Source organism: uncultured Thiodictyon sp. (genome assembly GCF_903828115.1).
Lineage (GTDB): Bacteria > Pseudomonadota > Gammaproteobacteria > Chromatiales > Chromatiaceae > Thiodictyon.
In genome coordinates this window covers 1-1,625 of sequence record NZ_CAIKKU010000731.1, presented here as the reverse complement: position 1 = coordinate 1,625, position 1,625 = coordinate 1, and the positions used below count along the sequence as shown (strand labels likewise).

General features: G+C 69.0%; 1 protein-coding gene and 1 riboswitch. The gene reads right to left on the bottom strand.

What is annotated here, in order from left to right:
• Positions 1-152: 152 nt before the first annotated feature.
• Positions 153-1,244 carry a glycine cleavage system aminomethyltransferase GcvT gene (gcvT, locus tag QZY48_RS27165; RefSeq protein WP_295436697.1) on the bottom strand — a complete coding sequence of 364 codons (1,092 nt, stop codon included), beginning with the start codon at positions 1,242-1,244 and terminating at the stop codon, positions 153-155.
• A gap of 212 nt (positions 1,245-1,456) precedes the next feature.
• Positions 1,457-1,548: riboswitch (glycine riboswitch) on the bottom strand.
• Positions 1,549-1,625 lie beyond the last annotated feature (77 nt).

The window sequence follows — 1,625 nt, the reverse complement described above, 5'->3', positions numbered from 1 at the left end:
TGTCGTTGTCGTTGTCGTAATCGAAATCGAAGAAGCGATGCAATTTGGGGTGGGAGAGCATCCGCGGCGCCACGATAATCTCGACAACGACAACGACAACGACAACGACAACGACGCGTTAGGGCTGTAGGGTCCGCTGTGCGGACCGCTCCTCAGAGCGCCTGGACGGCGCGGCCGTTGCGCACAAAGGTGGTCTTGACCACGCGTGCCGGGACCGGCTTGCCGCGGATGTCCACGGTGCAGTCGGCACCGATACCGGGCGCCACCCGCGCGAAGGCGATCGAGCGCTCCAGGGTCGGGGAGAAGCCGCCGGAGCTGATCTCACCCACCTCACGCCCGTCGCTGAAGACCTTCTGGTGCCCGCGCAGCACCCCGCGGCCGGTCAGGAGCAGGCCGACGAAGACCCGATGGGACGGGTCGTCGCGCACCGCGGCCAGGGCCATCCGGCCCACGAAGGGGCGCGCGGCCGGTTCCCAGGCGATGGTCCAGCCGAGACCAGCCTCCAGCGGGCCCACCACCTCGTCCATGTCCTGTCCATAGAGGTTCATGCCGGCCTCCAGGCGCAGGGTGTCGCGGGCGCCCAGGCCGCAGGGTCGGACCCCGGCGGCGATCAGCCCGCGCCAGAGTCCGGGGGCGTCGGCGGCGGGGAGCATGATCTCGAAACCGTCCTCGCCCGTGTAGCCGGTGCGGCCCACGAACCAGTGCTCACCGTCGGCGGCGAAAAAGGGCTTGAGTGCGAGTGCCGCCTCACGACAGTCGGCGGGCAGCAGGGGGGCGGTCAGGGCCCGGGCCTCGGGTCCCTGGACGGCGATCATGGCCAAATCGCGGCGACGGTCGATCTGCACGTCGAAGCCCGCGGCGCGCGCCTGCATCCAGTCGAGATCCTTGTCCGCGGTCCCGGCATTGACCACCAGCCGATAGTGGTCGGGGCGGCGGTAATAGACGATCAGGTCGTCCACCACCCCGCCCTGGTCGTTGCACATACAGGAGTAGAGCGCCTTGCCCGGGACCTTGAGCTTGGCCACGTCGTTGGCGAGCAGATAACGCAGGAAGTCGCGGGCGCCGGGACCCGAGAGGTCCAGCGGCAGCATGTGAGAGACATCGAAGACCCCGGCGTGGCGGCGCACCGCGTGGTGCTCCTCCAACTGGGAACCATAGTGCAGCGGCATGTCCCAACCGCCGAAGGGGACGATGCGGGCGCCCAGGCGCTCGTGCTCGGCAAACAGGGGGGTACGCAATCCCATTCGACTCTCCTCGCTCCGGCCGGGGCAGTGCCGGCAGTGGTCTGAACAATAGGGTACGGCCGGGGCGCCCGATCTGAATGTCGAGCCCCCGGCATCGCCCCTCTGTCCTGGACCTGAGAGTTTGCGGGTCAGGCGCTTGCGGCCCGGCCGGCTGCCCCGTCGGTGGGTTGCGGTCTGAGCAAACAGACGGCAACCGCTCTCCAGAGTCGGTCTTCAGCCCCGTGGTCCGGTGTGCCTGAGCGATTCCGGGCGGTGTTGCGCCTTCGGCGCCGGCGCGACGGCCGGTCTCTCCCAGGGGGCATGACACGAAGCGCGACTATACGGGCGCCCGGGCGGGATTTCCAGCCCGGGGAGCGGCGGTGGTGCGATCAGAACTGATGT

Bases quoted from the DNA above. Each gene is read 5' to 3' on its own strand.
- gcvT (WP_295436697.1), bottom strand. From the start codon at position 1,244: ATGGGATTGCGTACCCCCCTGTTTGCCGAGCACGAGCGCCTGGGCGCC.